Annotated in this window: 3 protein-coding genes and 1 pseudogene; 2 read left to right on the forward strand and 2 right to left on the reverse strand. The window is 72.7% G+C overall.

Going from position 1 to position 4,396, the window contains the following annotated elements:
• Together AC13HU_RS33010 and AC13HU_RS33015 are read right to left on the reverse strand one after the other, a co-directional pair.
• Positions 1 to 1,412 (reverse strand): RNA polymerase sigma factor (locus AC13HU_RS33010; protein WP_483045664.1); only part of this gene is annotated, 1,412 nt, incomplete at its 3' end.
• Between the two features lie 91 nt (positions 1,413 to 1,503).
• Positions 1,504 to 2,358 carry a TetR/AcrR family transcriptional regulator gene (locus AC13HU_RS33015; protein WP_483045665.1) on the reverse strand — a complete coding sequence of 285 codons (855 nt, stop codon included), beginning with the start codon at positions 2,356 to 2,358 and terminating at the stop codon, positions 1,504 to 1,506.
• Between the two features lie 319 nt (positions 2,359 to 2,677).
• Here AC13HU_RS33015 and AC13HU_RS33020 point away from each other — a divergent pair, with 319 nt between their 5' ends.
• Both AC13HU_RS33020 and AC13HU_RS33025 read left to right on the forward strand, forming a co-directional pair.
• On the forward strand, positions 2,678 to 4,027 hold the full coding sequence (locus AC13HU_RS33020) for an NAD(P)/FAD-dependent oxidoreductase (RefSeq protein WP_483045666.1): 1,350 nt from the start codon (positions 2,678 to 2,680) through the stop codon (positions 4,025 to 4,027).
• A 113-nt stretch (positions 4,028 to 4,140) separates the two neighbouring features.
• A pseudogene (locus AC13HU_RS33025) lies at positions 4,141 to 4,396 on the forward strand (ATP-binding SpoIIE family protein phosphatase); the annotation flags it as partial.

Genomic DNA, 4,396 nt, shown 5'->3' on the forward strand with positions numbered 1-4,396 from the left:
GCCGTGACCGGTGCGGTGGCCGGCGGCCTGGCCTGCGGCTTCGCCGGGGCCTTCGCGTGGCCGCCGGTGAGCGTGAAGGCGAAGGCGACCCCGGCGGCGGCGACCACCACGGCCGCGGCGATCCCCGCCTTTGCGGGCGCGCCCAGTCCCTCGCCCGCCGCGGCGCCTCCGGCCGCACCCGCGGTGCTGCCGGAACCGGTGGCCGCGGCCGCCGCACCACCAGCCGCCGTGGCGGCGGCCGCTCCGCCCGCCACCACGATCCCGGCGGTCTTGGCGGCGTAGGCCGCGGCGAACCAGCCGATGTACGCGACCGGCAGCAGCCCCGTGAGGGCGGAGTTGAGGTCCGCGAGTTCGGCCGAGGCGGCGGTGCAGCGCGCGCACTCCTTGAGGTGGCGGTTCAACTCCCGGTCCGCGCGCATCCGCAGGCCGCCGCGGGCGTGTGCGCCGAGCCGGTCGGCGTAGCGGGCGCACGCGCCCTCGGTGGTGAGCGTGCTGCTGACGTGCGCCTGCAAATACGCCTGGCGCAGGCCCTCCCGGGCGCGATGGGCGAGCACCGCCGCCGCGTTGGGGGTCAGGCCGAGCAGCGGCGCGACCTCGCTGGGCGACTCGTCCTCCACCGCGGTGTGCCACAGCACGGTCTGCCAGCGCTCGGGCAGGGTGCGGAACGCCCGGATGGCCAGGGAGCGTTCGGCCTCGTGCATGGCGCGTACGTCGGCGCCGAGGTCGGCGCTCCGCTCGGTGGCGGTGGAGCCGGCCGCGGAGACCGCGAACACCGCGAAGTCCTCGACCAGTTGCTCGCGGCGGGTGGTGTTGCCCCAGGACGCGGCGACCCGGCGCACCGTGGTCAACAGGTAGGCGCGTACGGCGGATTCGGGCCCGCTGCCGCCGCGGATGGCCTGGAGGGTACGGGCGAAGACCTCGCCGGTCAGGTCCTCGGCGGTGTGGGCGTCACGGCAGCACGAACGGGCGTAGCGGCGTACGGACTCGGCGTGGCGGCGGTAGAGCTCTTCGTACGCACTGTCCTGCCCGGCCCTGACCTGGTCGACCAACTCGGCGTCCGAGTAGCCGGATTGGGCGGAAGGGGCGCGATGCGGAGCCGACTGGGCCGGTACGGTCCCGGTCGGCTGGGTGTCGTCGAGGCCGGCGTCGGACTCCACGCCGGGGTGCTCCGCCGGGCGCAGGTCGGCGTCGGCCGACAGCTCGGCGACCGGTCCGACGGGCCCTGCCGCGGGGCCCGTCGCGGGCGCGGCGGCAGCGGCCGGGATCGATGCCGGAGCCGCGGCGGATTCCAGGGTGGCGGACTCTGGCCGTGCGAACGGGTCGCGCTGCCCCGGCACCCTGCGCGGCGGTGCCGCGTCACCGGTCTCCGGGTCCGCAGGTGCGGAGCCGGACTCGCCGTTCGCCTCATCCACGGGGCAAGCGTGACACAGGACCGGCGGGCGGTGTCATGTGTTCCGGCGGAACCACTCGTTCGTGGTCGCACCGTTCACACATCCTCCACTGTCACTCGATCGGCTCGGTACCGGAGTGGTGGTTGAGCTCGGTGACGTGTTCCGCGAGGCGGCTGCCCGGCCGTGGGCGCAGCCCTTCCAGCAGGATGTCCAGCAGCCGTGCCGAAGCGGCTTCCTGCTGCCGGGCATCGGGCAGCGCGGGCGGGGAGGTGGCGATGACCAGCAGCACGTCGGCCACCGACACGTCGGTGCGCAACTCGCCTGCCTGCCTTGCGCGTTCGACGAGCTGCCCGACGACATCGAGCAGGGTGCCCACGCCGTCGTCGTCCGCCCGCGGCTCGGTCCGGCCGAGACCGCCGTGCAGGCCGGTGTGGACGCCGGTGTGGTCGGCGCCGACCGGGACGCCCTGGTCGGACGGTCCGGCCGTCGTCACCGCGACCGGTGTGCGCTGCGGCGGTACCCGGACCGGCTCGTCACCGCCGGGGCGGTACTCCTTGCCGCCCGATCCGCCGTCCACCCGCAGGACCTGCGGGGGCAGCAGCCGTCCGGCGCCCGACGCGGCCGAGGTGCGAAGGAAGCGGGCGAGCGCGGACCACGCCTCGTCCTCCTGCCCGAGCGCGGTACGTGCCTGCTCGGTCAGACGCGCGGTCTCCTCCTTCGCGATCCGCCTGACCAGGACGTCCTTGCTGGGGAAGCGGCGGTACACGGTGCCGACACCGACCCGGGCCCGCCGGGCCACGTCCTCCATCGGCGCGCCGTATCCCAGTTCGCCGAACACTTCACGTGCGGCGCGAAGTACGTGCTCGAGATTGCGCTGGGCATCGACGCGCAGCGGTGCGGGGCGCGCAACGCCTCCGCGATGGTCCGAACCGGCAGCCGAAGTGCGTTGAGAGTCCTGAATGTGCATTTGTCCCATCCCCCGGTGAATCAATGTCTCCCCCCGGAGACTCCTCACCCATTGTGAAGATCGCCGCGCCAGTGGCGCGGTACTACGAGATACGAACATAGTTGAGGCCGCGGCCAGAAAGAAGGGGGGATGCTTCCGGTCCGCCGCATGGCGGCATGCGCCGCCGGTACGGGCGTCATCCGGTGCTGCCGCCAAACCGGTTCGTTTCGCCCTCGCTGACCTGGCCCCTTGTCGATTCCTCGGAATCTTCGTGTCCGTGCTGTGGACAAACGGCTCTGGTCCATTGCGTCATGGAGCAATGACGACGGAGTCGGCAGTCATGGCCAGGACAAGCACACCGCGCATTCTCGTCATCGGCGGTGGCTATGTCGGGATGTATGCCGCCCTGCGGCTCCAGCGGAGGCTGAAGCGCCACGAGGCCGACATCGTGGTCGTCGAACCACAGCCGTACATGACCTACCAGCCCTTTCTGCCCGAGGCGGCGGCCGGCTCGATCTCACCGCGGCACGTGGTGGTGCCACTGCGCCGGGTGCTCGACAAATGCCGGATCATCGTCGGGGAGGCCCGCGGCATCGACCCCGACAAGCGCACCGCCACCGTCGACACGCTGGTCACGGTGGAGGAGGGCGGCAACGCGCTGGAGATCCAGTACGACCATCTGGTCATCGCCCCCGGATCGGTCTCGCGCACCCTGCCGGTGCCGGGTCTGGCCGAACACGGCGTCGGCTTCAAGACCGTCGAAGAGGCCATCGGGCTGCGCAACCACGTGCTGGAGCAACTCGACATCGCCTCCTCCACCCGCGACGCCGAGGTCCGCGAGGCCGCGCTGACCTTCGTCTTCGTCGGCGGCGGCTACGCGGGCGTGGAAGCCCTCGCCGAGCTGGAGAACATGGCCCGCTACGCGGTGCGGTACTACCACAACATCGCCGCCGACGACCTGAGATGGGTGCTGGTCGAAGCGTCCGACCGCATCCTGCCCGAGGTCGGCGAGGCATTGGGCCGGTACGCAATGCGCGAACTGCGCGGCCGCAACATCGACATCCGGCTGGAGACCCGGCTCGACTCCTGCGAGCACCGGATCGCGGTGCTCTCCGACGGCGACCGGCTGCCGACCCGGACCCTGGTGTGGACCGCGGGCGTCAAACCGGCGCCGCTGCTCGCCGCCACCGGGCTGCCGCTGACCGAGCGCGGCCGGCTGCGCGCCGACGCCGCACTGCGGGTGGACGGCGCCGAGCGGGTGTGGGCGGCGGGCGACGCGGCCGCCGTACCCGACCTGAGCGCCGAGCAGCCGGGCACCGACTGCGCCCCCAACGCCCAGCACGCCGTGCGCCAGGCCCGCGTCCTCGCCGACAACCTGATCGCCGAACTGCGCGGCCACCCGCTCACCGACTACCGGCACACCTCCGCCGGCTCGGTGGCCTCGCTGGGCCTGCACGAAGGCGTCGCCTTCGTGTACGGCCGCGCCTTCAAGGGTTACCCCGCCTGGCTGATCCACCGGATCTACCACCTCAGCCGGATGCCCACCTTCAACCGCAAGGCCCGCATCCTCGCCGAATGGGTGCTGTCCGGCCTGTTCAAGCGGGAGGTCGTGTCGCTCGGCTCGCTGGAACACCCGCGCGCCGAGTTCGAACTGGCGGCCGGTTCCGAGCGCAAACCCGACGCGCCCTGACCGCGCCCGGCGACTCCGCGATTCCCGCCTGCGCCGTGGTTCGGCCACACTGGACACGTGACCACGCGTGCAACAGCACTGGCAAAGAGTGACAAATACGAGGAATCGGACGTTTGAACCTTACGCGCTGGAGCGCCCGGCTCCCCGGAACACAGCGACGCAGTGCCGTACCAGCAGCGCGCGGCAAGGCCGGTGACCCCGCTCCCGGCACCACCGGCACACCCGATACCGCCGACGCCACCGGTTCCCCCGGCACCCCAGGTGGCAGCGCCACCGCCCCCGGCGACCCCGCATCCGACTGTGGCGACCAGCAGCCCACCTCGGCACCCGCCGACTGCACCCCCGCGGCTGAAAAGTCCGTCCGCGGGG

Source organism: Streptomyces sp. NH27, assembly GCF_056859195.1.

What these genes read in the sequence shown, in the direction of transcription:
- AC13HU_RS33020 (WP_483045666.1), top strand. Translation starts at nt 2,678, where the DNA reads ATGGCCAGGACAAGCACACCGCGCATTCTCGTCATCGGCGGTGGCTAT.
- AC13HU_RS33015 (WP_483045665.1), bottom strand. Translation starts at nt 2,358, where the DNA reads ATGCACATTCAGGACTCTCAACGCACTTCGGCTGCCGGTTCGGACCAT.